24 protein-coding genes are annotated in these 26,780 nt (G+C 37.6%); 10 read left to right on the top strand and 14 right to left on the bottom strand.

Features of this window, described 5'->3' with window-relative positions:
- Positions 1 to 58: 58 nt before the first annotated feature.
- From IPJ83_15215 to IPJ83_15205, 3 genes are read right to left on the bottom strand one after another with little or no spacing between them, the layout of a single operon-like run.
- Positions 59 to 2,752: a carboxypeptidase-like regulatory domain-containing protein gene (locus tag IPJ83_15215; protein MBK7881887.1), complete on the bottom strand. Its 2,694-nt coding sequence runs from the start codon at positions 2,750 to 2,752 to the stop codon at positions 59 to 61.
- Positions 2,749 to 3,723, bottom strand: coding sequence for a FecR domain-containing protein (locus tag IPJ83_15210; GenBank protein MBK7881886.1), 975 nt, complete (start codon positions 3,721 to 3,723; stop codon positions 2,749 to 2,751). The genes IPJ83_15215 and IPJ83_15210 overlap by 4 nt, the downstream gene beginning before the upstream one ends.
- A gap of 31 nt (positions 3,724 to 3,754) precedes the next feature.
- Complete coding sequence (locus IPJ83_15205; GenBank protein MBK7881885.1) at positions 3,755 to 4,333, bottom strand: sigma-70 family RNA polymerase sigma factor; 579 nt, start codon at positions 4,331 to 4,333, stop codon at positions 3,755 to 3,757.
- A gap of 125 nt (positions 4,334 to 4,458) precedes the next feature.
- Here IPJ83_15205 and IPJ83_15200 point away from each other — a divergent pair, with 125 nt between their 5' ends.
- Together IPJ83_15200 and IPJ83_15195 are read left to right on the top strand one after the other, a co-directional pair.
- Complete coding sequence (locus tag IPJ83_15200; protein ID MBK7881884.1) at positions 4,459 to 5,370, top strand: hypothetical protein; 912 nt, start codon at positions 4,459 to 4,461, stop codon at positions 5,368 to 5,370.
- A 197-nt stretch (positions 5,371 to 5,567) separates the two neighbouring features.
- On the top strand, positions 5,568 to 6,989 hold the full coding sequence (locus IPJ83_15195; protein ID MBK7881883.1) for an L-serine ammonia-lyase: 1,422 nt from the start codon (positions 5,568 to 5,570) through the stop codon (positions 6,987 to 6,989).
- 18 nt (positions 6,990 to 7,007) lie between these two features.
- Here IPJ83_15195 and trxA read toward each other — a convergent pair whose 3' ends face one another.
- The 6 genes from trxA to IPJ83_15165 form a co-directional block, all read right to left on the bottom strand.
- The gene (trxA, locus tag IPJ83_15190) at positions 7,008 to 7,307 is read right to left on the bottom strand and encodes a thioredoxin (GenBank protein MBK7881882.1); all 300 of its coding nucleotides are present in this window, start codon (positions 7,305 to 7,307) and stop codon (positions 7,008 to 7,010) included.
- 15 nt (positions 7,308 to 7,322) lie between these two features.
- Complete coding sequence (locus IPJ83_15185) at positions 7,323 to 7,772, bottom strand: OsmC family protein (protein ID MBK7881881.1); 450 nt, start codon at positions 7,770 to 7,772, stop codon at positions 7,323 to 7,325.
- A gap of 192 nt (positions 7,773 to 7,964) precedes the next feature.
- On the bottom strand, positions 7,965 to 8,174 hold the full coding sequence (locus IPJ83_15180; GenBank protein ID MBK7881880.1) for a DUF2892 domain-containing protein: 210 nt from the start codon (positions 8,172 to 8,174) through the stop codon (positions 7,965 to 7,967).
- Between the two features lie 58 nt (positions 8,175 to 8,232).
- The gene (locus IPJ83_15175; protein ID MBK7881879.1) at positions 8,233 to 8,865 is read right to left on the bottom strand and encodes a Crp/Fnr family transcriptional regulator; all 633 of its coding nucleotides are present in this window, start codon (positions 8,863 to 8,865) and stop codon (positions 8,233 to 8,235) included.
- Between the two features lie 876 nt (positions 8,866 to 9,741).
- On the bottom strand, positions 9,742 to 10,599 hold the full coding sequence (nadC, locus tag IPJ83_15170) for a carboxylating nicotinate-nucleotide diphosphorylase (GenBank protein ID MBK7881878.1): 858 nt from the start codon (positions 10,597 to 10,599) through the stop codon (positions 9,742 to 9,744).
- 11 nt (positions 10,600 to 10,610) lie between these two features.
- Complete coding sequence (locus IPJ83_15165) at positions 10,611 to 11,321, bottom strand: outer membrane beta-barrel protein (protein ID MBK7881877.1); 711 nt, start codon at positions 11,319 to 11,321, stop codon at positions 10,611 to 10,613.
- A 54-nt stretch (positions 11,322 to 11,375) separates the two neighbouring features.
- On the opposite strand from IPJ83_15165, the gene IPJ83_15160 reads away from it, so the two are divergent.
- On the top strand, positions 11,376 to 12,422 hold the full coding sequence (locus IPJ83_15160) for a hypothetical protein (GenBank protein ID MBK7881876.1): 1,047 nt from the start codon (positions 11,376 to 11,378) through the stop codon (positions 12,420 to 12,422).
- 1 nt (position 12,423) lies between these two features.
- Here the strand turns inward: IPJ83_15160 and IPJ83_15155 are convergent, their stop codons facing one another.
- Positions 12,424 to 13,371 carry a hypothetical protein gene (locus IPJ83_15155; protein ID MBK7881875.1) on the bottom strand — a complete coding sequence of 316 codons (948 nt, stop codon included), beginning with the start codon at positions 13,369 to 13,371 and terminating at the stop codon, positions 12,424 to 12,426.
- Positions 13,371 to 13,862 (bottom strand): hypothetical protein, encoded by a 492-nt coding sequence (locus tag IPJ83_15150; protein ID MBK7881874.1) that lies wholly within the window; start codon positions 13,860 to 13,862, stop codon positions 13,371 to 13,373. The genes IPJ83_15155 and IPJ83_15150 overlap by 1 nt, the downstream gene beginning before the upstream one ends.
- 149 nt (positions 13,863 to 14,011) lie before the next feature.
- On the opposite strand from IPJ83_15150, the gene IPJ83_15145 reads away from it, so the two are divergent.
- The 7 genes from IPJ83_15145 to IPJ83_15115 all read left to right on the top strand — a co-directional run bounded on the left by IPJ83_15145 (position 14,012) and on the right by IPJ83_15115 (position 24,175).
- On the top strand, positions 14,012 to 14,569 hold the full coding sequence (locus tag IPJ83_15145; GenBank protein ID MBK7881873.1) for a CvpA family protein: 558 nt from the start codon (positions 14,012 to 14,014) through the stop codon (positions 14,567 to 14,569).
- Between the two features lie 29 nt (positions 14,570 to 14,598).
- On the top strand, positions 14,599 to 14,931 hold the full coding sequence (locus IPJ83_15140) for a hypothetical protein (protein ID MBK7881872.1): 333 nt from the start codon (positions 14,599 to 14,601) through the stop codon (positions 14,929 to 14,931).
- A 40-nt stretch (positions 14,932 to 14,971) separates the two neighbouring features.
- Entirely contained in the window at positions 14,972 to 15,880 is a 909-nt protein-coding gene (locus tag IPJ83_15135) for a YitT family protein (protein ID MBK7881871.1), read from the top strand.
- 140 nt (positions 15,881 to 16,020) lie between these two features.
- Entirely contained in the window at positions 16,021 to 16,887 is an 867-nt protein-coding gene (locus IPJ83_15130) for a class I SAM-dependent methyltransferase (GenBank protein ID MBK7881870.1), read from the top strand.
- A 2-nt stretch (positions 16,888 to 16,889) separates the two neighbouring features.
- Positions 16,890 to 22,028: an AAA family ATPase gene (locus IPJ83_15125; protein MBK7881869.1), complete on the top strand. Its 5,139-nt coding sequence runs from the start codon at positions 16,890 to 16,892 to the stop codon at positions 22,026 to 22,028.
- 65 nt (positions 22,029 to 22,093) lie between these two features.
- Positions 22,094 to 23,452 carry a DUF2236 domain-containing protein gene (locus IPJ83_15120; GenBank protein MBK7881868.1) on the top strand — a complete coding sequence of 453 codons (1,359 nt, stop codon included), beginning with the start codon at positions 22,094 to 22,096 and terminating at the stop codon, positions 23,450 to 23,452.
- A 126-nt stretch (positions 23,453 to 23,578) separates the two neighbouring features.
- Complete coding sequence (locus IPJ83_15115; GenBank protein ID MBK7881867.1) at positions 23,579 to 24,175, top strand: HD domain-containing protein; 597 nt, start codon at positions 23,579 to 23,581, stop codon at positions 24,173 to 24,175.
- A 17-nt stretch (positions 24,176 to 24,192) separates the two neighbouring features.
- On the opposite strand, the gene IPJ83_15110 is transcribed toward IPJ83_15115, so the two are convergent.
- Genes IPJ83_15110 through IPJ83_15100 form a run of 3 tightly spaced genes read right to left on the bottom strand, consistent with a single transcriptional unit; the run spans position 24,193 to position 26,736 of the window.
- Entirely contained in the window at positions 24,193 to 25,176 is a 984-nt protein-coding gene (locus IPJ83_15110; GenBank protein ID MBK7881866.1) for an amidohydrolase, read from the bottom strand.
- 40 nt (positions 25,177 to 25,216) lie between these two features.
- Positions 25,217 to 26,317 carry a hypothetical protein gene (locus IPJ83_15105; GenBank protein ID MBK7881865.1) on the bottom strand — a complete coding sequence of 367 codons (1,101 nt, stop codon included), beginning with the start codon at positions 26,315 to 26,317 and terminating at the stop codon, positions 25,217 to 25,219.
- Complete coding sequence (locus IPJ83_15100; GenBank protein ID MBK7881864.1) at positions 26,314 to 26,736, bottom strand: RidA family protein; 423 nt, start codon at positions 26,734 to 26,736, stop codon at positions 26,314 to 26,316. Before IPJ83_15100 ends, IPJ83_15105 begins: the two co-directional genes overlap by 4 nt.
- Positions 26,737 to 26,780: the final 44 nt, after the last annotated feature.

Below are 26,780 nucleotides of genomic sequence, written 5' to 3'. Positions count from 1 at the left end.
GTCAATTTTCAAAATTTCATTTTCTGCAATTTGTAGAATATAAGTTATGGATAATAATCTAAAAGAAAACAGTCAAATTGGCATTAAAGGTTCTGCGCAATAAATTGACCTCTGTTCCCACTATTTTATTAGGGCTGCTTCCCGGATTAGGGTTTTGGTTGGCTGGTAGATTATAGATGTACTGAACATACTTTACATTGATTCTGTCAAAGATATTCAGTACTGCAATTCCAGCTCTGCAGTTGACTTTTGTAATTCTGAATTTATACTGTATGTCGCTGTCAAAACGTAGATAATCTTTTAGAAATTTACTGTTTTCTTTAATGTCAATAACCCTCCTGTTGCGGTCACTGATTAAAGAAAGGTCTGTATAAGGTTGCGGACTTCCGTACACACCATACAGATTAAATGACCAGTGCTTTAGTTCTATGTTTTGCAGGCTTTTCAATTGGTGCTCACGTACAAATTGTCGTGCATACCAATCTCCTTTATTAATTTGTGGAAAGCGATTTATGGAATGATTAAAGGAATAAGAAATATTGAAAAAGTATTTACCTATTTGTTGATCGGCACTCAGGTCCAATCCATAGGATCGACCCTCTCCCGAAAAAATAAAAATCTTGGCTTCTTTAATGGGTTCACCAGGCGCAGGAATTATAGAGGGTGTTTCAAAAATTTGTTCGATTAGTCCATCCAGATTTTTGTAATAAACCTCTGCACAAAATGTTGTTTTTTTCCATTTAAATAATTGCTGTATTTCCAGTTGGGTGGATTTCAAAATGTCAAATCTTTTCAGATCCGGTTGTAACCAAAAATTAAAAACTCTTCCAAATCTGTCTTCAAAGGTTGTTTGTCTAAGATATTGGTAATAAATACCCCACCGTACAGAAGTGGTAAAATGCTTATCCCATTCATAACTTACATTTATACGAGGGGACCAGTCCGGTTGATTTTTTCTGTCGTACCTGCTTACTCTTAATCCCGGTTCTATTTTGAGAGATCGAATAGATTTTATTTGAGAATGGAAGAAAAGGTTATAATCATTACCATTATTCAAACTGTCCTTAAACAAAATGCGGCTGTCAATTCTAATCTGTGAAGGCCTTTCAATTTTATTGATGAAGAAGGTGTTGTAATTGTTCCATTCAAAACCCAGACCAGCGTCAAAATATTTTGATTGGTAATTATTTTCCCATTTGAATTGGCTAACATTTATATGATTTCTAAAACTTGTTTTCTCTTTAGTTAGTCTAATGTTGTTGTTCTCCCTGGTAATGATTTCTGCAACAACTGTTTGGTCCAACATCAAATCAGAGTTTGAAAAAACAAGATGTGAATTTAAGTTTCTGCGCCATTTTTGATCAAAGCTGGCGAACCAGGCTTTATTGTTCCATACCGAAGAGTCATTGTAATTTTCTGTAATGCTTAAATTTCTGAGCAGGTATTTTGATTCGTACTTTGACTGAAGTTTGTCTTTCGAGTAGAAGAAACCACCACTTATTTTAGTGTTTCGATGCAAGTCAAAACTGATTTTAGTGTACACATCATAGAAGTTGAATTCAGGATTCACAGGTAACAAAGTGTTTGTGTCACGGCTTATATTCACCGGATTGGAGGACCCGTTCTTAAAAAGGGTACTAAAAATTCCGGTGCCTCCCAGGTTTTGGTTGGTGATTCTGCCACCAAAAAGAAGTGTCCCTTTGTTTTTTAAAATAGGGATGTTGAGGTTTAAATTTGAGTTCAATAAACTTAATTCAGCTGCGCCAGTTATTTTTTTGTCTGCATCTTTTGACTTCATAAGAATTAATGAAGATGCTCTGCCTCCATAATTGGCAGGAAAGTAGCTTTTATAGAATTGCAAATTATCTAAAATAAATGGATTAATGTTGCTGAAAACACCATAAAAATGATCCACCGAATATAAAGTCAGACCATCCAGACAAATTAGGTTTTCATCTGAACCACTTCCTCTGATTTGAATACCGGTGGATAGATCATCCGTCGCATTCACTCCTGAAAGTTGCTGCAGACTCCGGATAGGATCTCTGAAGACATTCAGTGGAGAAAGAGAAGCAGGATTGAGACGATAGCTATTGGTTAAAATGTTATGGTGGTTGGATGAATTAATTGTTTTAGGCGCACTGACAGTAATCGTCTGCAAAAATTCTGTGCTGGGGTGCAACTGGATTTGAATACCTTGAAAATGGTCGGATGGAATTTTTATGGATTGAATTTGATACCCGAGATAACGGATTTCAAGCCAGGGTTGACTGTAATTGCTTTCAACACTGATTCTAAAATTTCCATTTAAATCAGTTTCTGTCATTCCTTGTGATGGCATGAGACTTATGGTAGCGCCAATAATGGCTTCACCTGTAAATACATCTTTAACTTTGCCGCTGATTTCAATTTTACGGGTATTGGTCCCAGCTGTGACTATTTTACTTTTTTTGTATTCATCTATAAATATTAAATAGTGTTCTAGGTCTTGTTTGGCATAGGATATCGGCAGATTAAACAAGAGTTCATTCAACAATTCATCTGTAGACAAATCTGGTGATTTTACCTGCACAACATACTGGCTGCAAGCCTGAGGATCAAAAGCAAAATGGATCTTTCGGGAAACTTCTATGGATTTTAAAGCATCAGAAAGTTTGATTTTTTCATTCTTAGCCAATAGAGGATAATGCCCTTGTCCCTGGACAAAGCAATAGCTTACCAATGTTGCAATACAGAAGAGAATAAATCTCATTCCACCTTTTTGATGTACAGTTTTTTATTTTCTATTTGACCTTTTAAATGAAGAGGCAGACAAATGGATTCAATGGCTTCCTCTAAATTATTTTTTCTAAAAAATCCTTTATAACTTTTATTTCTTAAGGTTTCGGGCAATTCAATAGATTGGATGGCATATTGACGCTGTAATTCTTCCATAACCCTAATCAATGGGGCATCGTTGTAATAGAAATACCCCTCTGTCCAATTTTTAGTTTCATTTGGATTGAAAGTCTCTGTTTCTTTGGATATACCGGTATTAGATATCCTTTGTCCGGGCATCAGGATGACTTCTGAATCCGACTCATTAAATTTAACACTTACCTTGCCAGTATAGCAACTCACCTCCATAAAATCTCCTCTGGAATAAACATTAAAGCTTGTACCCAATACCTTAACTTCGCCCAGATCTGTCTTTACGATAAAAGACTGACCCTTTTGAACATTAAAAAATCCTTCACCATTCAAGGTAAGAACACGATTGGATTTAAATTTTGATGCCTGAAAACGCAACTCAGACCCGGCATTTAGTTTAACCTGTGAGCCATCCGGTAAACTAAGTTCCTCAATTTGTGCAAATTGGGTAGTTTCTGTGGTCCAGGAATCGTTGGTTTTTAAGTTTACCCATAACAATAAGACAATACAGGCAGCTGCAGCAATCCAAGGGAGAATTTTTCTAAACACAGGAACCTGTTTTTTCACATTAACCTCTGCATGGATTCTTTCCCAAAGTTTCTCCTGAACACCCGAACCTGGGTTCAAATCTTTAAAACGCAGTTCTTTAAGCAATCTGGCGGCTGATTTGATTTCAGCGTAGGCCTGTGGGTATTCTTGCAAAATCCTAGACCAATGTGCCTCAAGTTCAGGATTTGGATCCAAAATCCAATTTCTGAACGAGTCATCGTCCAGAAAATCTTGCATTTGGTAGTTATGGTAATCCTTTTTCATATCTATGGTCTAATGGGCAAAGTACACTAAACTATATTTTGTACTCAAATTTTATAAAAAAAATGATAAGCAACACAATAATTTCTTTTAGTCTGTTGATTCCTGTAGAAACCAGGTTCCTTACCGATTGGTATTGAAGCTCCATGTGTTCACAGATCTGGTCATAATCCAGTCCCTCAGCATATTTAAGATAAATGGCTTCTCTTTGTCTGTTGCTCAGCTGTGACATAGCTTTTGCAAGTTTGGATTTCTTATGGGAATCCTCTTCATCTTCAATCAGGGAAACCAAGAAATTTGGCTCATCGCTGGCTTGTAATTCTAGTTGGGGTTCTGAAGAATCAAACTTGTTTTTCTCCTGCAGTCTTCGGATGATTTTTCGTCTAAGGGACCCCATTAGATAATTTTTTACAGAGTCCGTCTGCCCGAGAGTAGCATGTAGTCGCCAGAGTTCGACAAATAAATCCTGAAGACAATCCTCGACCAATTCCAGGTGAGGACTGATCCTTAGACCATAATTGATTAAAGGACTAAAATAGGCCTCATAGATATATTTAAGTGCTGCCTGGTCGCCGGCTCTTAGTTTATCCCATTCCTGAACATCACTCTTCATTCTGTCTCAAAAATCAGGTCTTTTTTCGACAATTCTAATTTTTTTTTCATGGATTGAGTACAAACTTAATCAAGCTTCCTTTCTCCTCTTGTAAATTGTATTTATTCATTGATAAAAATTGTTTTATGAAAGTTTTCAAAAAATTATCCGGGTTTCTGGCATTCGCCGCTTTGTTGCTTACTATGTGGTCTTGCGCAAAGGAAGAAAGTCAAATTACAACCAGTGAGTTGAGTACTTCCGAAGTAAATAATTATTTAATTACAGTCGATAATCCTGAAGGTGGAGCTGGTCCTTGTTATACCATAGTATTTCCGGTTACGGTTAAATTGCCGGATGGCACAAAGGTAGAAGTGAAAAGCCAAGAGGAATTGGATAAGCTGCTAAAGAGGGGAGGCTTGTCTACTGGAAATAGAAATCATGCTGTATTGCTTTTCCCATACGATGTAACCTTGAGGGATGGCAGTGTGGTAACCGTCAATTCTCCAAAAGATCTTGAAAAAATCCTGAAGGATTGTAAAACAAGAGTTGGTCCTGATACCCCACGAGTACTTTGCTACGTCATTGTTTTCCCTGTTACTGTTTCACTCCCAGATGGTACCAAAGTAAAAGTAGAAAGTGCAGATGCATTAAATAAATTAATCCGTGAATGGGCAGCCAAAGGCGGTCGTCAAAAACCGGTAATTGATTTTCCTTATGATGTTAAACTGAAAGATGGCAGTGTTATAACCATTGCTAATTCTGAAGATCTTAAAGCACTTGAAGAAACCTGCAGAGGAAGAAAAAATCCTGGAGGTCCAGTATTTAAAGTGTGTTTTGAATATCAGTTTCCATTACAGGTGAAAAAATCAAACGGTGAATTGATCACGGTAAATTCTCCAGAAGAATTGGAGCGAGCCTTAAAAGGTGATCGAACAACCTCAGGAAAGTCCACCATTGTTTTTCCTTTTGATGTAAAACTTCGTGAAACCGGAGAAATTCTTACCATCGCGAATGAAGCCGATCTCAAGGCTTTGAATGAGCGTTGCAGGACCAGATAACATTGATCAGATTTAATTTTATGAGGCTTGTCGGATTTCCGGCAAGCCTTTTTTTAAGGTATACCTTTTATAGTTCCTATCTTTAAAAACACTCGATGGGTTGATTTTTCACGATTTTAGAGACTAGTCTATAGTAATCAGATTTTGTAAAAAAGAAAGCCTCCAACGATTAGCTTTGCAGGTCTATACCTAAAGCCATGGAACGCATCAGTGTATTTGATATTTTTAAAATTGGAATTGGCCCATCGAGTTCACACACTATGGGCCCCTGGAAAGCTGCTAATGAATTTATTTCCGAACTGGAAACTTCCGGGCGTTGGGAAGAAATTGTCGGTTTGAATGTAGAACTTTTTGGTTCTCTTGCAAAGACCGGAAAGGGCCATGGTACTGATTTAGCAGTCATCTTGGGCCTGCAAAATTATCTTCCACAGACTATTCCACTGGAAGAGGTAGAATCTGCCTTTAAGATTGTTTTGGAAGAAAGTCAAATCAATCTTGGTGGTAAAAAGTACATACCCTTTAAGGCAGATTCTGACATTATTTTTCATATGGACCAAAGTCTGCCATACCATAGCAATGGAATTAGCTTTCGTTGTTTTTTTCAGGACGAGACCTCGTACAGCAGTACTTTTTATTCAATTGGCGGCGGTTTTGTAGTGAAAGAGGGGGAGGATTTTGAACATCAGCCGACGGTTCAAATGCCCTTTCCAATTGATCGAGGAGAGGATCTTCAAAATTGGTGCATACAGACTGGATTTACAATCAGCGAAGTGGTCTTCCAAAATGAACTTTCTTTGCGCAGCGAAGAGCAAATTAAGTCTGAGCTTTTTGCAATATGGCATGTGATGAAGACATGCATTTATGAATCTTGTCACAAGGAAGGTGAGTTACCTGGTGGATTAAATGTCCAGCGAAGGGCCAAAGCTTTGGCCGGGAAACTGATGGAAGGCAAAGAATATGAAAATGTTGAGGAATGGATAGAAAACATTAAGAAAGGAGATCATGGTTTCAGCAATACGCTGAAGTGGTTATCCTGTTTTGCTTTGGCAGTTAATGAAGAAAATGCTGCTTTTGGAAGAATAGTTACCGCACCAACTAATGGAGCAGCCGGAGTGATTCCGGCAGTGTTGATGTACCATCTATGTTTTAACGAGACAGCAAAAGATGATGACGTGGTTCGTTTTTTATTGACTGCAGGAGAATTTGGCAGTTTGTTTAAAAAAGGTGCAACCATCTCGGCTGCAATGGGTGGATGTCAGGCTGAAATCGGGGTTTCCTCTGCCATGGCTGCAGGCGCATTAACAGAAGTGTTGGGAGGAAGTTTTGAGCAAGCTATGATGGCTGCAGAAATTGCCATGGAACATCATCTGGGCATGACTTGTGATCCGATCGGTGGATTGGTCCAGGTTCCATGTATTGAACGCAACACCATGGGTGCTATAAAAGCAGTAACCGCTGCACAGATTGCTATGGAATCTGATCCTTCAAAAGCTTTGGTCTCTCTGGATGCAGTGATTAAAACGATGAAGGAAACGGCACTGGACATGAACACCAAATATAAAGAAACCTCTGACGGTGGACTCGCTCTGCATATTGCAGTGAATTTGGTTGAGTGTTAGAGAATTTGACCAAAAAATTTATTCAAACTTTTTCAAGACTTGCTCCAACGTGGCTTCGGAAGCAACTCCTGACTGGGTCCAGACTGCCTGTCCATTTTTGAAAAGCATTAAAGTTGGAATAGATCTTATTTTATAATGTTGTGAAACAGCAGGATTTTTATCTACATCGATTTTTAAGATGGCCACCCGGTCTCCCACTTTGTTTTTAAATTCTTTTAAAATAGGTCCTTGCATTTTACATGGACCACACCAATCTGCATAAAAATCTACCAGAGTAGGTTTGCTGCTTTGAATAATTTCTTTAAAATTGTTGCTCATAAAATATTTTTTATTTTAGAATACACCAACACTTTCTACAATCACCTGAGGGATCATGGTCACTTTAGAATGGATGGAATTTGAAATCAGACATGCCTTTTCTGCTTTAATCAAAATCCGCTCAGCCTTCTCCTTTTGGGACTCATCCTTTATTTTTAGTTCCGGCTTGAGAATTATTTCAGTAATTAAATACTTTCCTTCTATCTGTTCCAATTTTCCTGTAGCAGAGCAGCTAAACCCGGCGAATTCAAATTTGGAATTTTCAGCAATGGCAAGAAAAGTTGTCATCAGGCAACTGCTCACTGAGGCTACAAATAAATGTTCTGGTGACCAATACCCAGGTATACCGCCATTAAATGGAGGAGGCGTCACCACCTCTATTTCAGGATTAAATTCGTTAGAACTGAGAACTCCTTTCTTTGCAGATTCCCAGGTAAGATTTAATGAATAAGAATGAATTTCCATTTTAATTATTTTTTTGTGACAACCCTTTCATTCTACCTTATTTCAATAAAGCGGATAAAGGATTCATTTTTATATTCAATGCCGATCTAAATCAATTCAAGTTTTAAATTCAACTACGGCAAAACCCAATTCTAGAAGTGAAAATTTACGAAGGAAATCTGGTTAACAACACACGACAGAAAACCCATTACCCTAAATCTGCTCCTTTTCCTTTGTCGATATCCCAAATGGTACATACAACGGACAAAAACTCATAAAGCTAGTGGCTATAAAAATTCCTGCAAACAGCAAACCTATAATTGCAATTGTCCCTGAAATAATGTTAGCAAAATAAAGCCCGGCAATAACTATTGCCACTACAACCCGCACCAACCGATCTACAGAACCCATATTTTTTTTCATAAGTTTTAATTTATGAAACGAAGTTAAAGAGTTCTAAGCCCGCACAGTGTAACCTTGGTTACAATGCCCTCAAAATTTTTATTTGATTCCTGTACAACAAAATCTTTTTTTGGTCTTCCAGTTTTTTCAGCAACCTGGAAATGACCACCCGATTGGTATTTAAATCTTCTGCAATTTGTTTGTGTGAAAGATTGACCAAACTGCTCCCGGTACTTTTTGTTTTTTGTTTGAGGTAATTCACTAACCTTATGTCCAGATTTTGGAATGCAACCTGATCTATGGTTTTCAGCAGTTCAGTGAATCTTGCCGACATCGTTTGCATCACAAAGGCTTTCCAGGTCTGATACCTGGTCAACCATTCATCCATTAGATGTACAGGAACCATGAGGAGCTTAGAATTTTCTTCTGCGACTGCTTTGATTTCACTTGGGGATCTTTGGGTGCAACAACTGAAGGTAAATGCACAACCCTCATTGGGGTGGATATAATAGAGCAACAACTCTCTTCCTTCTTCATCTACCCTGCTGACTTTTACCAAACCTGAAAGAACAATAGGCATATAACTAATGATTTGACCAGTATCAATGATGGAATCCATTGCTTTGAATTCCCTGATTTGCCCATTTTCTAGTATTTTATTCAGTAAGGGTGTTTCAAAATTTAAAAGATTAAGTTCCTCTGCCTGTTGGATCATTCAATTCTTTTTAAATAAAAATTTCTTGGTTGATTTTGATAGAGAAGCTCTGCATCCAAATCTATGGAAAATCAAGCACTTTTTGATAATAAAGCAGGGTAAAATTCGTAAAAAAATGTCAGATTGAATCCGGAATGATCTTTCAAACCATTTTGGCCATAAATATTTTCTGATTATAGGTAAAAACCAAAAAGACAAGCGCTCCCTTGAATGAACGAACAGAATACTACCCAATAAAGCATCGCTAAGTTTATTCATGGTGTATAAACTCTTGTAGCGCCCTGCTTACCGGCCAATAGTAGGAAGAAGTCAGGATATTTTGAAAAAGGTTTTTAAAGTACTTGGAGTTACTTTAATTTGAAATAGAAAATCTGTACCTCATTAAGGGCATATTCATTGGGCATTTCGATCAAAGTTTGAAAATCCATTGTTTGGCATAAGGGTATTTTTATATATCATCCCTACCTATAAAAGTGTATTTTTTGTTTTTTCTCACAATATTGAAGTTTTGTGTCACATCATATAATGAAAAAATGGCGCATATCCGCTGAAATGCCCATTAATCGGGTCATATTATTTGTTTATCATATGGCATCGTTTTTGAACTTAGATTACCGACCGACTGATACGCAAAACTGTCTTAGCCAATGATTGACAATGATGATCTATGGTACGATTACTTCCCGGAAAGCCGATAGTAATAATCCCCAAAAAGGGAGCAATGTGAAACTAATCTTTTTTTTTATAAATCAAATTCAGAGGGCGTATGAAGACAGACCAAACCCCAGTGGTTTTTTACAAGGATTCGCGATTTTGGTTGGTAATGGTATTTACTGTGGTGCTTTTAGCATTTTTAGTAATAACCTATCCTGCCTAAGACAGTTGATCTTGTATCTTCAAGCTTAAATCGAGGCTTCCGGCGCTATGTGTGAGTGCGCCTACAGAGATAAAATCCACGCCTGTATGGGCGACTTTTCGGATGGTCTCCAGGCTTATTCCACCGGAAGCTTCGGTTTCAAAGCGCTTATTGATCAGCGCCACCGCTTCCCGCAACAATTCCAGGTCGAAATTATCCAACATTATTCTTGTAACACCTCCGCAGGTCAAGACTTCTTCACATTCAACAAGATTTTTGACTTCAACAGTGATCCCATAGGATTCCAGGCCATGTAACGATTGATATTTCTGAACAGCCTTTATGGCCTTTAAAGGAGATCCACAAGCTTTAATGTGGTTATCTTTAATCATAAACCAATCATACAACCCATCTCTGTAATTATAGCAACCACCTAATCTGACAGCCCATTTTTCCAAGGCTCTATTCAATGGGGTTGTCTTACGGGTATCTAGAATCTTAACAGGTAGACCCTCTACCTCAGCAGCAAATCTGGCGGAAAGAGTTGCTATCCCACTCATTCTTTGCATGACATTAAGGACAAGACGCTCGGTTTTCAATAAATCCCTGGTATTGCCCTCCACATGATAAGCTACATCCCCATATTTGATGAAAGCACCATCCGACAGATGTTGTTCAAATTTTATGGTAGGGTCCACCCACTTGAACACCATTTCTGCAAAGGCTACACCTGCAAGAACACCTTCTTCTTTAACCAATAATTTGGCTTTGGATCTGCTTCCTTCAGGAATACAAGCCAACGAAGTGATGTCACCGGACCTAATGTCTTCATCAAGAGCCAGTCTGATAAAGTTCTCGAGTTCTTGGATATTCATGAAATTCTTTCTTAGAAAAGCACCCCAATTCTGAGGTCAATGTTATTGAATTTACCTTTTGAGTTTTCCTTGGATCCATCAAAATATCTTCCATCATCATCCGTGACATCGGTGATGCTTTGGAAAAAGCGCAAGCCGCCGGTAAGGGAAATATTATCCGATATGCGGTATTCCGTACCTATGCCAAGTCCCCACGAAATGTTGATAAATGGTATTTGGCTTTTAATTTGTTCATCTGATGTGCTTACACCAATTCCTTCAATGGATCCCTTAGCGTTGGTTCTTATGCCTAAAGAAAATTCGGGCATTTGAGCATAGAATTTAAATCTACCAAATTCGTTGGTCCTCATTTTGAAGCCAAACGGAAAATCTACATATGCAACTCTGTAACCTAACTCAACCCCATTGGGCAAAGAATCCCCTCGGGGAATATTCAATTTGGATTCTGACCAGAGGTTACCACCTTTGGTATAAAGCAATTGGCCTCCCTGAGCAAGGGACAATCCAAGTCCCCCGGTCAAACTAAAACGGTCATTGAGCAGGTACTCGCCTTGCACATGAAGCTTATAGCCAATTCTGGCACCTTGGGTTTCTATAGTGTTGTCATCGGTGGTCATCCAACTAAAAGTAGGTCCGTTAAGTATGGAAACACGTATGTTTTCAAACTGGGCAAAGACGAATAGCGGCATAAAAAGAATCAGGATAGCCAATATTTTTTTCATAAAGATTTTTGTTTAAAGTGAATTAGCTCAACTTTGTGGTGGTAAAATTACAAAATGAGGCATTTATTGGCTTTTATATTTATTCTTTGTTTGAGTTGTCGTCAAAACGACCGCAAACCAACACATATGGATCAGCTCCAAATAGGAGATATCAAAATGGGACGCTTTGATCAGGATTTGTTTGCATTAGACACTAACCAGCTTGAACAAGGATTAATCGAACTCGATAAAAACTATCCCAAACTAAGTCCTCTTTTTTTTGAACAGGTGAGCGGAATGGCAGACCAATATGATTCCTTGACGCCAAAATTTTACGAAGAATTAAAGTTATTTCTGCGAGACAGCAGCATCCGGTCGATTCATGAACTGGTTCAAAAGAATTACAAATCCACCGAAGCGATAGAAAAGGAATTTCACCAAAGTGCACTTTATATGAAGCACTATTTTCCATCTTTGGAAATTCCAAATTTTTATACTCTGATTAGTGGTTTTACGGTTGGTAATTTTATTTTTGAGGATAAGGGGAATAGGGAAGGTCTTGGGATTGGTCTTGAATTTTTTCTTGGTAAAGATTTTAACTATAAATCATTAGACCCCCAGAATCAAATGTTTTCAGATTATCTTACCCGGTGTTTTAATCAAGATCATTTGATTAAAAAAACATGGGAGGTTTGGGTGGATGATAAACTTGGACCCGAACCCTCCAATCGCTTTTTAGATTACATCATTCATAGGGGTAAAAAACTATACATATTATCTAGATTGATTCCCGAGATACAGGATACTGTTTTGTTTGAGTTTACACCCGCGCAGCTTAAATGGTGTAATGAAAACCGAACAGGAATATGGTCCTACTTTACCGCAGAACAATTGTTGTATAATACAAGTACACTTAAGTTCAACAAATATGTCAATCCAAGTCCAGATTCTCCCGGAATGCCGGACGACGCTCCGGGAATGACTGGAGCATATATTGGTTACCACATTATCGACGCTTTTATGAACAGGTCCAAAAATTTAGACATTGAAGATTTAATAGCAGAAAAGGACAGTCAGAAGATACTTGATCTGAGTAAATTTAAACCCAAGAGTGAGAAGTGAATTATTCAAAGGATATGATAGTTCCTTCTGAACCACAGATCCAATATTTGATGCCATCGTGAAAGATATCCAGATAACTAACCTTTGGAATTCCATCCAATATAGTCCAATTTTCTCCACCATCTTTGGTTTGCCATAAAATTCCATCTTCGCCACCGACTAGTCCTTCAAGCTTATTTTTAAAACAGACAGTTCTAAAGCTTCTATCTTTGACAAAAATACTGCGAGGGTTTCTAAGCGTCTTCCAATTTCTGCCTCCATCATCAGATCTCAAAATACTTCCTTGAATGCCAACAATAAACCCTGTGGTCTCATCCACAAAAAAAATGTCCCGATAGTGGTCACCTGACACACCCAAAGTGTCCCAATTTATTCCTGCATTTTCTGAATAAAAAACAACCCCATACCCTGCCATCACCCAATGATTTTGATCCACCGCCAGAATGGCATCTAGTTCATGATCTATTTTTAAAATTTGTTGGGTAGTTCCGGTAAGTGCATTTATTTTTTCAAGATATCCCTGGCCAAAAGATTCACCACCTACCGCGAGAATTTGCTCAGGGTGGACAAAGTCAAGACTCCTAAAAAAGCGATAGTCACCGATTCTTTGTCTGTCTGTAGATTGTAGTAAAAATTCATAAACCATATATTCTATTCCGAGCCCAAAAACTTTGCCCTGGGTGTTGTAACCCAAACTAAAAATCTGTTTATCAAACAAGGAATCTCTTTGCCACCTTAGTCCGCCATCATATGTAGATAATCTTATGGCCCTGTTCCAGGTAGATCCACCAACCACAAAACCTTCTCCGGGATGCCAAAAATAGATACCAGTAAGTTCATCGTTAGTTTGGGAGTCATAAGAAGTAAAAGAGATTTCTTCAGTTTCGGTACAAGAAAAAAAAACCAGTATGATTGACCAGAAAATAAGATAAAATTTTGCTGTCTGCATTAGAATCTTTTTCCGAAAACTGGGAAGGAGGCAGTTGTGTTGAGTAAGCACCTTGAACTAAGTGGTTCTTTAAGACGGTATGATTTACAAAAACTTATAAAAAAAGCAGTAAGTTCATCGTAAGACAAATTTTTTGAATTTGGCTTGGGAAAGTAAACTATATGTTGAAGCGATCCGTCTGCATTGAAAAAAATGTTGAGCCACAATTTTATACCATTCAAGTCAAAATTAACCTGATGGGCATAATCCTGCATGTCTAATAACAAATTGGAATAAAGCCTGTATGCCTTTTCATGATCATTGTTGCACAAAGTAATCAGCAATACATCATAATTGGTCAGTAAGTTTTCATAGATAGGCTCATATTCTCCAATAAGGAAAGATTTAGGCAATACTGCCAGATCTTTGTTTTTGGCATTTCCACCGGACTGGCCCATCATGGCAAATTCCACCACTGCCAAAATCAAAACCGCAAGAATGAATTTAAACAAAGAGTTCATTTATCCTACAAAACTAAGATATTATAAGCAATTTGTCAAAATAGTATAAAAAATGTGGTTTATAGGCTTAAAAATTAGTTCAATCTTTAGGAATTTATAGAAGCAGACTTATGTTTGTTGTTTATAAATTTTAAGCGACAATGATACTGGATATAGTATGTGGAATTTTACTTGCAGGAAGTTTTTACTTAGGCTATTCGAAAGGCATTATAAAGACAGTTTTTGGGATACTGTCTATTTTCATCGGTCTTTTGGTGACCTTAAAGTTTTCTTATTGGATGGTCTCCCTTTTGGAAAAAGTGATGGATATTGATCCCCGAATGACCATTATCCTAGGTTTTGTTGCCACATTTATCCTGGTATTGGTCGGGATTCGGATGATTGGTAATGGGCTGGAGAAAATTCTGGAAACTGCGCACATAAATTTTCTAAATCAGATGGCAGGTGGCCTGAGTTCTGCTTTGATGACTTTAGTTATTTTTAGTTCATTAGTTTGGTTTCTGAATCAAATAAGGGTTATTAGTCCGGAAACTAAGTCCAGTTCGATTACCTATCCCATTCTTGAAAAAGTGCCGGACCAATCAAAACATTTTTTTGCCTCAATTAAACCATTTTTTAGTGAATTTTGGGAAAAGACACAAGAAGCCATGGATAAGGTAGATGAAAAAAATTCAAAAAATAACACACCTTCAGAGTAAAGATTGGTGTGGACTGATACCTTATTGTTATGATTTTAATTTGGCCTTCATTTATTAAATATTTTACGACTCGCGGAACAATAGCCTTGACCTTATGGCCATTTATTTTTTTAGGTGATAAATCTTCCGGGCATGATTTGGTATTGCTAAATCACGAACGGATCCACCTACGTCAACAGTTGGAGTTGTTGCTGATATTTTTTTATTTGATTTATCTTGGATCCTATCTGATCAACCGATGGAATGGCATGAAGGCTAATGAAGCTTATTTGAACATTTGTTTTGAAAGAGAGGCCTATTTGAATGAAAAAAATAGTGACTATCTCAAAATGAGGAAATGGTATTCAAGTTTTCATTTTTAATATTCGCAATCATAGAAAAAATTAATTAATATTGTGTTGCATGAAGACTCAGGAAAAGAACAGGATCCGCTTGGAAGATCAGATAGATTGGGGAAGGATATTTTCCTTGCACTCTTTATTTTTTATTTTTCTTGGGGTGTTCATGGCGACTATAGCCTTCAAGGGATTTATGATTCCAAACCGCTTTCTGGATGGAGGTGTTATTGGTTTGTCTATACTCTTTCATGAGATTTTTCATTTGGATATCAGGTTAATCCTATTGGTTTTGAATATTCCATTCATTTATATTGGTTATTATAAGATTGGAAAAACCTTTGCCATACAGACTACAATGGCTGTGGTTTTATTGATAGGGGGTATGAATTTTCTTGAAATTCCAGCCATTACCGACGACAAAGTTCTGATTGCTATTTTTGGTGGTTTTTTTATCGGACTAGGTGTAGGGTTTGTCATAAAGGGTGGAGGAGTTATTGATGGGATGGAAGTGATTGCGGATTATACCACGCGTAAAATAGGATTTACCACCAGTGAAGTAGTTATGTTAATCAATTCTGCAATCATTCTGGCAGCTGCTTATTTCTTTGGAATTGAAACTGGGATGTACAGTTTGGTGACGTATTTTACTGCCATGAAAACCTCAGATTATGTTGTAGATGGTTTTGAAGAGTATACTGCGCTAACAATTCTCAGTGCTAAATATGAAGAAATTAAGTCCTGCATTGTAAATGATTACAATAAAGCCATTTCGGTATATCACGGCGAAAGAGGATATTTACCCGGAAGTTTTGAGGTCAGTCATCCTACACAAATTGTGGTCACCATTGTTACCAGACTTGAGATTCATCGTTTGAAAAAGGCGATTTATGCCATAGACCCAACCGCATTTATATACATAAACAGCATTAAGGAGGTATCCGGAGGGATTGTAAAACTCAAAAAGAAACATTAATATTCGTACCAACCATGCTTGATGGATTTTAAAAGAATACCATCAGATTTCAAAACCAGATAAATAAATCCTAAAAAGGTTATATTTACAAGAATTTGGTTTCAAAGCCGGATTAACCACCATATACCAAACCATTTTGTATGCAATCAGGCATTAGCGAGCAGGATATTGTAGCTTATTATGATCAGTGCGAGAGGGATTATAAATTACTTTGGCATTTGGACGATCAATCCGCACTTCACTATGGTTATTGGAAACACGACACGAGGTTATTGCGGGAAGCGCTAAGAAATATGAATGACCTGGTCCTGGAACATTTAGAAGTCAAGGAAGGAAACAGGATTTTGGATGCAGGCTGTGGGGTAGGGGGTACAAGTTTATACACCGCTCTGAAATATAAGGCGGAAGTTTTCGGCATTACCCTTAGCCAAAATCAAATGAACGAAGCCCAAAAAAAATCACTCCAAAAAGTTAATCTCAAGGGGACTGTGGATTTTTCTGTCCAAAACTTTTGTAATACTAATTTTAAAAATGAATTTTTTGATGGTGTTTTTGGCATTGAAAGTATCTGTCATGCGGAAAACAAAGCAGATTTTCTAGCAGAAGCTGCCAGAGTTTTAAAACCGGGAGGCAGATTAGTGGTTGCAGATTTTTTTAAATCAAAACCCCTACTGGATCTGGAAGATGAAAAGCTTATACAAAACTGGGCCAATTCTTGGGCGGTTCCATCCTTCTCTTTTCATGAAGACTTCATTCAAATTGCAGAAAAGCTGGGATTAGAAGTGGAAGTGGACAAAGACATCAGCTTGAATGTCCGGAAAACCATTAACAGACTTTATTATTGTTTTTTTCCGGGGATAATATGTCATAGTGTTTTGCGTGCATTTGGCCGAAGAAATAAATTACATGGACAAAATGTATGGTCCACCTATTATCAATACCACTGCTTTAGAAAAAACCTAAGTACATACCGGATTATGAAGTTTGTTAAAAAAGAAAATGCATAAACATGAACAGACCATTTCTTAAGTCTCAGGTAAAATTTGAAACTTTCTTTTGCAATTATTTTGAATGGTTACCTGAAAATTCAGACACTAAAGTTTATGTGGGCATTCTAAAAAACGAATTCCCTTCTATTGATGACATGGTGTATTTAAAGAATGATTTTGAGATTGGAAGATCAATAGCCAGTGCCGGAATTCTAAAATCTTTGGAAATGGTCCGTACGGATGACGGGTTCATGATTTATAAAGAATATTTTAATGGAATACCACTGGAGAAATATCTACTTTCCAAGGAATTCAGTATTCCACTATTTTTACAGTTGGCCATCAGATTAACTAAATTACTGAAGACTTTACATAACAATAAGCTGATCATAAAAGAATTTACTTTGGAGAATATTTTGGTTTCTCCCGAGACATTGGAAATGAGAATTTGTTCTTTGGGTTCGGCCAGCAGACTCAACAGAGAGCGGTTAGAGTTTGGTTCAGAGTTTGTATATTATGGACCATTGTGGCATATCGCCCCGGAGCAAACCGGAAGAATAGGAAGAACAGTGGATTACCGTGCTGACTATTATTCGCTTGGAGTCATGTTTTACCAGATTTTATGTTGGAGAAAACCTTTTAATTTTACAGATTCGTTAGAGCTTATTCACGCACACATTGCAAAAAAACCCATAGAGCCAAAGCATATACAAGCCGGAATACCTCCGGTAATCAATGACATTGTAATGAAGCTAATGTCAAAAAATGCTGAGGACCGGTACCAAAGTGAAGAGGGAATTATTCTTGATCTGGAGAATTGCACTAAGGAATGGCAATTAAATGGGAGAATAGATGATTTTTCACTTGCCAGTAAGGATCAGTCCAGTTCGTTTATACTTTCGGAAAAAATGTATGGTCGGAATCAGGAATTAGCTCTATTGGTTAAAGCCTGGGAAGGTGTTAGGAAAAATCCCATGGAGTGGTTTCTTGTGGCAGGTTATTCCGGAATAGGTAAGACCAGATTGATCAATGAAATAAGGAAGCCTGTTCTGGAATCCAATGGATATTTTATCAGCGGCAAATTTGATCAATTCAACCGCGAAAGTCCATACAGTGCATTTGGGTCAGCTTTCAACATGTTGATTCAACAAATGTTATCTGGCAAAGACGAAGACATTAATCGTTGGAAAAATGCCATCAAGAGTTTCTTAGGAGACAATTGTGCAGTACTCACCGGGATCATTACTGAATTTGAAAAACTCACAGGTCCTCAGGAAGCACTTTTAGAGTTGGGCCCACTTGAAGGAAAGAAGAGATTTTTCGAAGCATTTATTTCTTTTTTATCTATTCTTGAAGAAGAGGGACAACCTATTGTAATTTTTATCGATGATCTTCAATGGGCCGATAGCGGATCTCTTGATCTGATATCCTCAATGATGCACCATTCTTTGAAAAATATTCTTTTGATTGGTGCTTATAGAGATAATGAAGTGGATGAATCACATCCTTTGATGATGACTTTGAAATTCCTTGAGAAGGAATCTGCGCATAGAATCACCAGACTCCAGCTTCATGAACTGACTTTTGAAGACATCAATCATCTTATTTCAGATTCCTTACACCTGAATTCAAAAACTACTGAAGAACTCACCGAACTGATCATGACTAAAACGAGGGGTAATCCTTTTTTTGTCAAGCAGTTTATTGAAAAGTTAGTGGAGGAAAAACGCATATACTTTGATGTGGATTTAGGATCCTGGATATGGGATTTAAAATCTATCGCTGCCTTGGAACTTACGGACTATGTGGTGGATCTGATTTTATTAAAATTAAAAAAATTATCCGATGTAGCCCAGGAAATTATCAGCCTTGCAGCTTGTATAGGCAATACATTTGATTTAGATACACTTTCCATTATATCGGAGAGGACCAAGAATGAGTTGGCAGAATTGTTATGGGAAAGTGTAAATGCAGATTTTATCAATCCAATCGGACAGTGGATCAAGTATCATCACGATACATTATGGGAGGAATTTTCACTTGCGGAAAAGCCGGATAGTAATTTTAGATTCCGATTTCAGCATGACAGAATTCAACAGGCTGCTTATGCAATGATTCCCGAGACAGAAAAAAAATCAACCCACTTGTGGATTGGAAGAATGCTCTTGGCAAAATTGAAAGATGATGAATTTGAAGAGAATTTTTTCGATGTGCTTAATCACATCAACACAGGCCGTGATTTGATCACATCAGCAAGAGAACGCAAGGAATTGGCGGAATTTAATCTTAAAGCAGCGACGAAGGCTGCCAAAAATAATGCTTTAAGACCTTCGCTTTATCACTATACGATAGGAATGGATATGATTTCCGGAGATCAGAATACTGAACTTTTTAAAGATTTGTTGATTGGTAGGTCTGAAGTGGAATATCTTATAGGCAATTATCAAGCTTCTGAAGAATTGTTTAATAAAGCTCTTCAAAATGCAAACTCCAACCTGAACAAGGCAGATATACTTTGCAAAAAAATGGCATTGTATGAGAATACACAAAGGCATGAATTGGCGCTGGAAGCAGCCCAACAAGGGCTAAAACTTTTGGGAATGCATCTGCCGTTAAATGCGAATACCTTTCATGTTATGAAGGAATTGTTGACCGTAAAATTTCTGTTGCGCAACAAATCCACTGATGACCTTTTGAAAAACCGGGATATGGAATCTCCGGAGAAAAAGCTCATGATGAAAATTCTCATGAACCTGTGGGGGCCTGTTTATTTATTGCAGAAAGAAAATTTATTGGCCTTCAAAATTCTACGGATGGTCAACTTATCTGTTAGATATGGTAATTCTATAGAATCGGCACTTGCATATGCATTTTATGGATACGTATTAAGCGCACAGTTGAAGGATTATAAAGGCGGCTACAATTTTGCCAAATTGGGAATTGCGTTAAATGAAAAGTTTCAAGACAAGAGTCTCCGGTCCAAAGTATTGGTCATTGCAGTGGGTTGTGTAGAGCATTGGCAAATGTCATTTAAAAATACGATTCACAATCTGCGTGAGGGATATAATGTTGGGCTTGAGTCAAATGATATTATTTATGCAGGATATGCTCTTTCCTTTTTGAACAGAAGTCAGTTTTTAATGGGGGAGGATTTGGATACTGTATATGAAAAACTAATTGGCTATTTACAATTTTCGGGAAGAATTCAATCCATTGTGTCCACCCACCAGATGTTGGCCTGGGCCAGATTGATTACTGATTTGGGGGATTTCAGGGCAGAGGAAAAAGTTTTTGGGCCTTATGTAAAAGATTTGGATCAGGAAAAATATTATGAACAATTAATTTCTGAACAAAACTTGCCGCTTCCAATGGCAAATTATTGCATTGCCAAATCGATGTACCATTACTTTATGTCGGACTTCAGCATGTCTGCCTCTTGGGCAGAAAGAGCGCAGCCACTACTCAAGTCAGTACCCGGACTTCCTGAGTGGGGAGAACATACTGTTTTTAGTTGCCTGGCTTCTCTTGCTTGTGTATTGGATTCACGACACCTTAGCAAATCACAAAAAGATCAGGGGAGGAAAAATTTGAAAGTTCTTGAAAACTGGGCAAAAGCCTCACCTGAAAATTATGAGTCTAGATACTTGTTGGCAATGGCTGAACTCAGCTCCATTGAAGGCCAAGTGGAACAGGCAAAGGAATATTATTCTAAAGCCTTAAAGTCATCACAGGATGCAGATGTGAGGTATATGTCTGCAATTATTTATGAACGTACTGCGGCGATGCATTTAAGATTGAAGGAAACTGAGCCATTCGAAAAATTAATGCATCTGGCTTTAATAGAATATCAGAATTGGAAAGCTGTTGGGAAAGTTCGGTCGTTGCTTAGAAACTATCCTTTTCTGGATATCCATAGTAAAGAGAAAAGTTCGGTTATTAGTTCCAGTATGATTGATTTGGAAAGTATTTTGAAAGCTTCCTCTTCACTTTCCGGAGAAGTCGTTCTGGAAAATTTGCTTGAAAAATTATTGCTTATCGTTATAGAAAATGCAGGGGCTCAGAATGGTTTTCTTTTTAGACACCGCAATAATCAGATCTATTTGGATGCAAGTAGCCGAATGATCAATGCGAATGTTTGTGAAATTAAATCTTACTTGATTGATGAAGTGGATTTTGTTTCCCGGGCAATTGTGCGTAAAGTAAATAACACCAAAGAAATAATCATTCTGGATGATGTCCGACAAGATCCACTGTATTCGAATGATGCCCAACTTAAATTATTGGGCACAAGATCTTTGCTATGTATGCCAATTTTGAGTAAAGGAGAAATGACCGCAATTCTATATTTGGATAATAAGGACAGCAGCCATGCATTTACCAGAGGAAGATTGGAATTGTTGAATTTATTAAGTGGACAGATGGCAGTTTCAATTGAGAATGCTCAATTGTACCAAAATCTTGAACTAAAAGTTTTGGAAAGAACTTCAACCATTGAAAAACAAAAATTAGAGCTTGAAGAAGAAAAGAGAAAAACGGATGCTTTATTACTGAATATCCTGCCGGATGAAATTGCACAAGAGCTAAAATCTCACGGAAGCAGTAAGCCGCGAAGACATGAAAGTGTCACCATTATGTTTTCGGATTTTGAGAAATTCACGATGATGTCAGAGGCTCTTAGTCCTGAAGAAATTGTTGAATTTGTAGATTATTTTTACAAAGCATTTGATCGCATCATAGATAAATACAATATTGAAAAAATAAAGACAATAGGGGATGCCTACATGTGTGTCAGTGGTCTGCCTAATTATAATCCGGAACATGCAATTAACGCGGTAAAAGCTGCTGTTGAAATTGTTCAATTTGTTGAGCAATACAATGCTGAGCACTTAAAGGCAGGACAACCTTTTTGCAGAATCAGAGTAGGATTGCACACAGGTCCGGTAGTAGCCGGGGTGGTTGGGTTAAATAAATTTGCGTATGATATTTGGGGAGACTCTGTGAATACCGCTTCAAGACTTCAGACGGTATGTGAGCCTGGCAAGGTCAATCTTTCAAAAACTACATTCGAATTGATCAAAGATCATTTTAATTGTGAACATCGAGGTAAGATTAAAATGAAATACAAAGATGAGTTGGACATGTATTACGTACAGATTTAAAAGTAATTTGGTTGTGTTGATATTAGAAAAAATATATATTTTAAAATTAAAATAAATAAAAGACTATGGCCAGTTTGAAATGGAACGATGAATTTCTTAATTTGATGCGAGAGGAAGGTGATCCTGTCGCAGATACGGCGGCAAAAGTTTTATGGGAGAACAGGGATCGAAACATTATAGACGATATAAAATATATCAGCAAGAATCATCATATGCCAGTAGATATTTCATTGGTAGAAGGTCTGCATATTGATTTTAGTGATGAGGATTTGGCCAAACTTGAATATTATTTCAAATCCACAGATCGGCTTAACATTGCAATTACGGAAGAGGATAAGAAGCAATTTGAGATTTATGCAAAAGTCTTTGAACAATATGGATTTGTGATAGTAAGTCTTTTGTTTTTTAAATCACTGCCGACAGGATATATGTGTCCTAAACCAAGTAAAGTTTTGCACAGCACTCGTTTGCTCGAGGAGTTTGCTGCGCGAAGAGTGATGGAAACCGCGCAGTTTATATTTGCAGTCAGCACTCCCGACTGGTATATGCCGGATAAAAAAGGAATAGAAAGTATTCAGAAAGTTAGACTCATGCATGCCGGTATGAGATATGCATTATTGAACAATACCAATCCTGATCGAAAATGGGATCAAAGCGTTTTTGGCATTCCCATCAATCAAGAGGATTTGGTATTTACCAATTTGCTATTTTCTGTTGCAATCATTGAAGGTTTAGATCAGTTTGGCATTAATCTTACAGATGCAGAACGTAGGGCCTTTGTACACACCTGGAAAATGATTGGCCTGGCATTAGGAATCAGCGAGCAATTGATGCCGGACAGTCTGGAAGATGCCCATGATTTGTACAGAGCCATTTATGATAGAAATGTGTCAGAGGATAATGCATATGGCCCGGATCTTACCAAGGCTTTATTGGGTGCGATGAATGAAATTACCGGAATGCCGTTGAAGCAAACTACTTTAGAAGATTTGACCTTATATCTCATCTATGACTCTAAGGTTTTCAAATCCTTGGGCTTACATACGCCAAGTGTGGGGGCTCGAATTTTGGCCTCAGTTATTCAATTGTTTTTTGCAGGTAAGAAATGGAGAAATTTTAGCGAAAAGGAGGCGTCCGGATTTATAAGTAATTGGGTCAATAAATTGGGAAATGCATTTCTTAGATATAAATTCGATCTTACTTCATTTCTTGAAAAACACCCAAATGAACCACCATTAGTTGCATTCTCAAAAACCATTCTCAGCCAATTGCATCAAAGAGATTTAAGTAACTTTATAAAAACTCCGGATCGAAAGAAGGATTTTTTTATAGATGCCAAATTGTTTGAGGCATGGGGATTGGGTGGTTTTCATTTGGACGAAGATCCATCGAAGGTAGATAAATCATCACCTGAGTCTGTATAAATTTTTAATTTTTTACTATTAAAGTAAATAAGATGTTATAAGTTTTAAGAGAGAAGTAATTATTGATTTTTATTTGAAATTTATTAGTTATTATTTTGATCACTGTTATACGATTATTAGGTTTTCATGAAGAATATAAAAAAACTAAAAGAATATGTTTTGGATACATTAAACCGTGAGCTCCCAGGTAATCTTACCTATCATGGAGTGCATCACACTTTGCATGTAATGGAAGTTTGCGAACAACATTTGAGGAGGCTAAAGATCACGGGAAAGGATGCTTTGCTGTTGAGAACAGCTGCGTTAATCCATGATGTTGGTATTTCCAGAACTTACAATGATCATGAAGCAGAATCGTTTCAATTTGCAGAAAAGATTTTACCTGAATGGGGATATAGTAAAGCAGATTTACAAATTATAAAAGGTATGATCATGGCTACACAAATTCCGCAGCAGCCGCATACAATTTTGGAAAGAATACTTTGTGATGCAGACCTTGATTATGTTGGGACGGATAAATTTTATGAAATTGGCGACACTCTTTATAAAGAATTTTTAGCTTATAAGGTCATAAAAAATGAAGAAGAATGGGATCGTCTCCAGGTGAATTTTTTAAGTAAACACAGGTTTCATACTGAATTTTCAAAAAAACACAGAGAACCGGTAAAAATGCACTATGTACAAGAGATTCTGAATAAGTGGGGTTGGAAAAAACCTGCCTGAGAAATTATTACTAAAGTTTAATATGCACTTAAGACATCCGAAACCCCTAACCAGGCTTCTGCAGCCCGATAGTTGAGCCAGGATTTTTCATCCAGATTCAGGCCGGAAGTGGAGATGAGTTTGCCAGGATTAAGCTCGCCTAAAGGAAATGGGTAATCTGAACCTAGAGAAACCTTGTCTATACCAAAAAGATGGATTAGTTTGAGGAGCATGTCTTCATCATGCACAAGTGAATCTACCCAAAATTTTCCCAGATACTTATCCGGATGATGAGGATTGTCAATGGCCATTAAATCGGGTCTTACTTCGAAACCGTGTTTAATTCTACCGTATGAACCCGGGAAAGCCCCTCCACCATGTGCAAATGCAACCCTGAGTTTAGGAAATTTTTCAAAAATTCCACCGAAAATCATACTACAGATCGCAAGGGAAGTCTCAGCTGGCATACCTACCAACCAGGGTAACCAGTAACGAGGCATTTTTTCCTTACCCACCATATCCCAGGGATGTACAAATAAGCATGCGTCCATTTCTTCTGCTGCTGCATAAAATTCCAAAAGAGCGGGATCATTCAGATTCCAATCGTTGATGTGTGAGCCAATTTCAATTCCGGCAAGTCCAAGTTCATGCACACATCGTTCCATTTCCTGAATAGCCAAAGATGGATCCTGCATTGGCAATGTACCAAGACCAATAAACCTTTCCGGATACCTCCTGACCACATCTGCCAAATGATCATTTAAAAACCTTGAAATATCATAAGCATCTAATGGTTGGGCCCAATAAGAAAATAATACCGGAATGGTACTGAGTACCTGGATTTGAATTCCGTATTGATCCATATCTATTAATCTAGTTGAGGCATCCCAACAATTGCTCTGCACCTCCCTAAAAAAATTATTGTCAATCATCATCTTGGCCCTGCAAGCTGCGTGATGTTCCAATTTTACAAATCCACCATATCCAAATTTTTCTGCCCAGGGAGGGAGATGCTCTGGCATGATGTGGGTGTGAATGTCAATTTTTTTCAAAACTATTTTTTTAAGAATGGTTGTAGTAAAAACCAAGATTTCTTTTCAGATCTTTTGGAAGTTCAGGCAGCTCTGATCTGGGGATAAGCAAAGTAGAGATGTTGTGAAAGTCAATAAAAATTTGATGTTTTTTTACGGTTTCCATTAGGTATTCGTGACCTGAAGATCCGCCCGTTCCAGTTTTTCGCCCAAGCATTCTCATCACCATTTGCGCATGTCGGTAGCGCCAATTGGTCAGTAATTCATCCATTTCGGTAATTACATCAATTAATCTGGATGGGAGTTGAAGTATCGGTTCTGTACCGTAAAGTTTGATGAGTAAAGCGGCAATGGTAGCTTTGAAAGACAATCTGATCTTACCTTCTTCCATTTGGGTATTATGAAAATTTTCGTTGAAAATATTTGCAAAGTAGGTATCAGTATCACCATTCATTTTTAACCTCATCGCCTTTTCATGTTCGTTTAGATAATCAGATTGCGCGATGGCTTCACGTTCTCTTTGCAACATGTTGCTGATTGCCTGTTGGTATTTTGATTTGAATTCAAAGTTTTCTGCATTAAGAAATGGTGTTCTTTCTAACCATGATTCGATCAGATTAAAAAGACTTTGTGCACTTTCTAAATGCTCTATTTGCTTTTGTTGCTCTTCGTCAAACTCATGGTAATATTTGTAAGGAGTATAGCTGATTCGCTTTTCAATTTTAAGTCCTAGCATGACTTCCAGTTTTCTGAATTGGAAACTCTGGAAACCCGAAGCCGGAAAAAGGTAAGACCTGAAATCCAGAAAGTCAATGGCCGTCATGGTTTCCAATACCTTGATTTGCTGGATGAGCAGTTTGAGAATTTCGTTCACTCTTTCCAGGCGGGATACGGCAACATCGATGTTTTTTTCATCCACATTGTTGGTACGGAATAAATTCATTACGGATTCAGTTTCATGCAGAATTTGCTTGAACCATAATTCATATACCTGATGAATAATAATGAAGAACATTTCTTCGTGTGCTTCCTTTCCCAATTCTTTCGAACGTGGGTGTTGTGCATCCAAAATTTTATCCAATCCAAGGTAGGAACCATAGTGAATGGAAGTGTATTTTTTTTCGTTGCTCATAAAGGTTTGTAGGCAATCGCCTTAATTTCGATGAGTAAATGAGGATGTGGAAGTTGGTGTACCGCAACAGTGGTCCTGGTTGGGCCATCATAGGAAAAAAAAGAGTTATACACTTCATTGTATCCCTTGAAGTCGTTCATAGAAACCAGAAACGTGGTAATCTCAACGATATCGCTTAATTCAGCATTTTCGCTTTTCAGAATGTCTCTGATGTTTTCAATAACCGCCTGGGTCTGAATCCGAATGTCGAGATTGGTTGTCCCAAATTCATCCGCTTCTGCACCTGCAAAACTATTGTCAGGTCTCCTGCTGCTGGTCCCGGACACAAATAGAAAATCTCCGGCTCTTCTGATGTGCGGAAATTTACCCCTTGGAGTAGCCTTACCTTCAACAAGATGTCCACGATTTGGATTTTTCATTTGCCAAAGATAGAAATCCCTTAACAAAACCAAAATATTCAGTA

Source organism: Candidatus Vicinibacter proximus (assembly GCA_016713905.1).
Lineage (GTDB): Bacteria > Bacteroidota > Bacteroidia > Chitinophagales > Saprospiraceae > Vicinibacter > Vicinibacter proximus.
The sequence above is the reverse complement of the archived record's forward strand: the minus strand, read 5'-3'. Positions and strand labels throughout refer to the sequence as shown.

Bases quoted from the DNA above. Each gene is read 5' to 3' on its own strand.
- IPJ83_15100 (MBK7881864.1), bottom strand. From the start codon at position 26,736: ATGAAAAATCCAAATCGTGGACATCTTGTTGAAGGTAAGGCTACTCCA.
- IPJ83_15110 (MBK7881866.1), bottom strand. From the start codon at position 25,176: ATGCCAGAGCATCTCCCTCCCTGGGCAGAAAAATTTGGATATGGTGGA.
- IPJ83_15200 (MBK7881884.1), top strand. From the start codon at position 4,459: ATGAAAGTTTTCAAAAAATTATCCGGGTTTCTGGCATTCGCCGCTTTG.
- nadC (MBK7881878.1), bottom strand. From the start codon at position 10,599: ATGAATATCCAAGAACTCGAGAACTTTATCAGACTGGCTCTTGATGAA.
- IPJ83_15210 (MBK7881886.1), bottom strand. From the start codon at position 3,723: ATGAAAAAGGATTACCATAACTACCAAATGCAAGATTTTCTGGACGAT.
- IPJ83_15180 (MBK7881880.1), bottom strand. From the start codon at position 8,174: ATGAAAAAAAATATGGGTTCTGTAGATCGGTTGGTGCGGGTTGTAGTG.
- IPJ83_15195 (MBK7881883.1), top strand. From the start codon at position 5,568: ATGGAACGCATCAGTGTATTTGATATTTTTAAAATTGGAATTGGCCCA.
- IPJ83_15215 (MBK7881887.1), bottom strand. From the start codon at position 2,752: ATGAGATTTATTCTCTTCTGTATTGCAACATTGGTAAGCTATTGCTTT.
- IPJ83_15160 (MBK7881876.1), top strand. From the start codon at position 11,376: ATGAGGCATTTATTGGCTTTTATATTTATTCTTTGTTTGAGTTGTCGT.
- IPJ83_15115 (MBK7881867.1), top strand. From the start codon at position 23,579: ATGAAGAATATAAAAAAACTAAAAGAATATGTTTTGGATACATTAAAC.
- IPJ83_15205 (MBK7881885.1), bottom strand. From the start codon at position 4,333: ATGAAGAGTGATGTTCAGGAATGGGATAAACTAAGAGCCGGCGACCAG.
- IPJ83_15140 (MBK7881872.1), top strand. From the start codon at position 14,599: ATGATTTTAATTTGGCCTTCATTTATTAAATATTTTACGACTCGCGGA.
- IPJ83_15155 (MBK7881875.1), bottom strand. From the start codon at position 13,371: ATGCAGACAGCAAAATTTTATCTTATTTTCTGGTCAATCATACTGGTT.
- IPJ83_15165 (MBK7881877.1), bottom strand. From the start codon at position 11,321: ATGAAAAAAATATTGGCTATCCTGATTCTTTTTATGCCGCTATTCGTC.
- IPJ83_15185 (MBK7881881.1), bottom strand. From the start codon at position 7,772: ATGGAAATTCATTCTTATTCATTAAATCTTACCTGGGAATCTGCAAAG.
- IPJ83_15135 (MBK7881871.1), top strand. From the start codon at position 14,972: ATGAAGACTCAGGAAAAGAACAGGATCCGCTTGGAAGATCAGATAGAT.
- trxA (MBK7881882.1), bottom strand. From the start codon at position 7,307: ATGAGCAACAATTTTAAAGAAATTATTCAAAGCAGCAAACCTACTCTG.
- IPJ83_15125 (MBK7881869.1), top strand. From the start codon at position 16,890: ATGAACAGACCATTTCTTAAGTCTCAGGTAAAATTTGAAACTTTCTTT.
- IPJ83_15105 (MBK7881865.1), bottom strand. From the start codon at position 26,317: ATGAGCAACGAAAAAAAATACACTTCCATTCACTATGGTTCCTACCTT.
- IPJ83_15130 (MBK7881870.1), top strand. From the start codon at position 16,021: ATGCAATCAGGCATTAGCGAGCAGGATATTGTAGCTTATTATGATCAG.
- IPJ83_15145 (MBK7881873.1), top strand. From the start codon at position 14,012: ATGATACTGGATATAGTATGTGGAATTTTACTTGCAGGAAGTTTTTAC.
- IPJ83_15120 (MBK7881868.1), top strand. From the start codon at position 22,094: ATGGCCAGTTTGAAATGGAACGATGAATTTCTTAATTTGATGCGAGAG.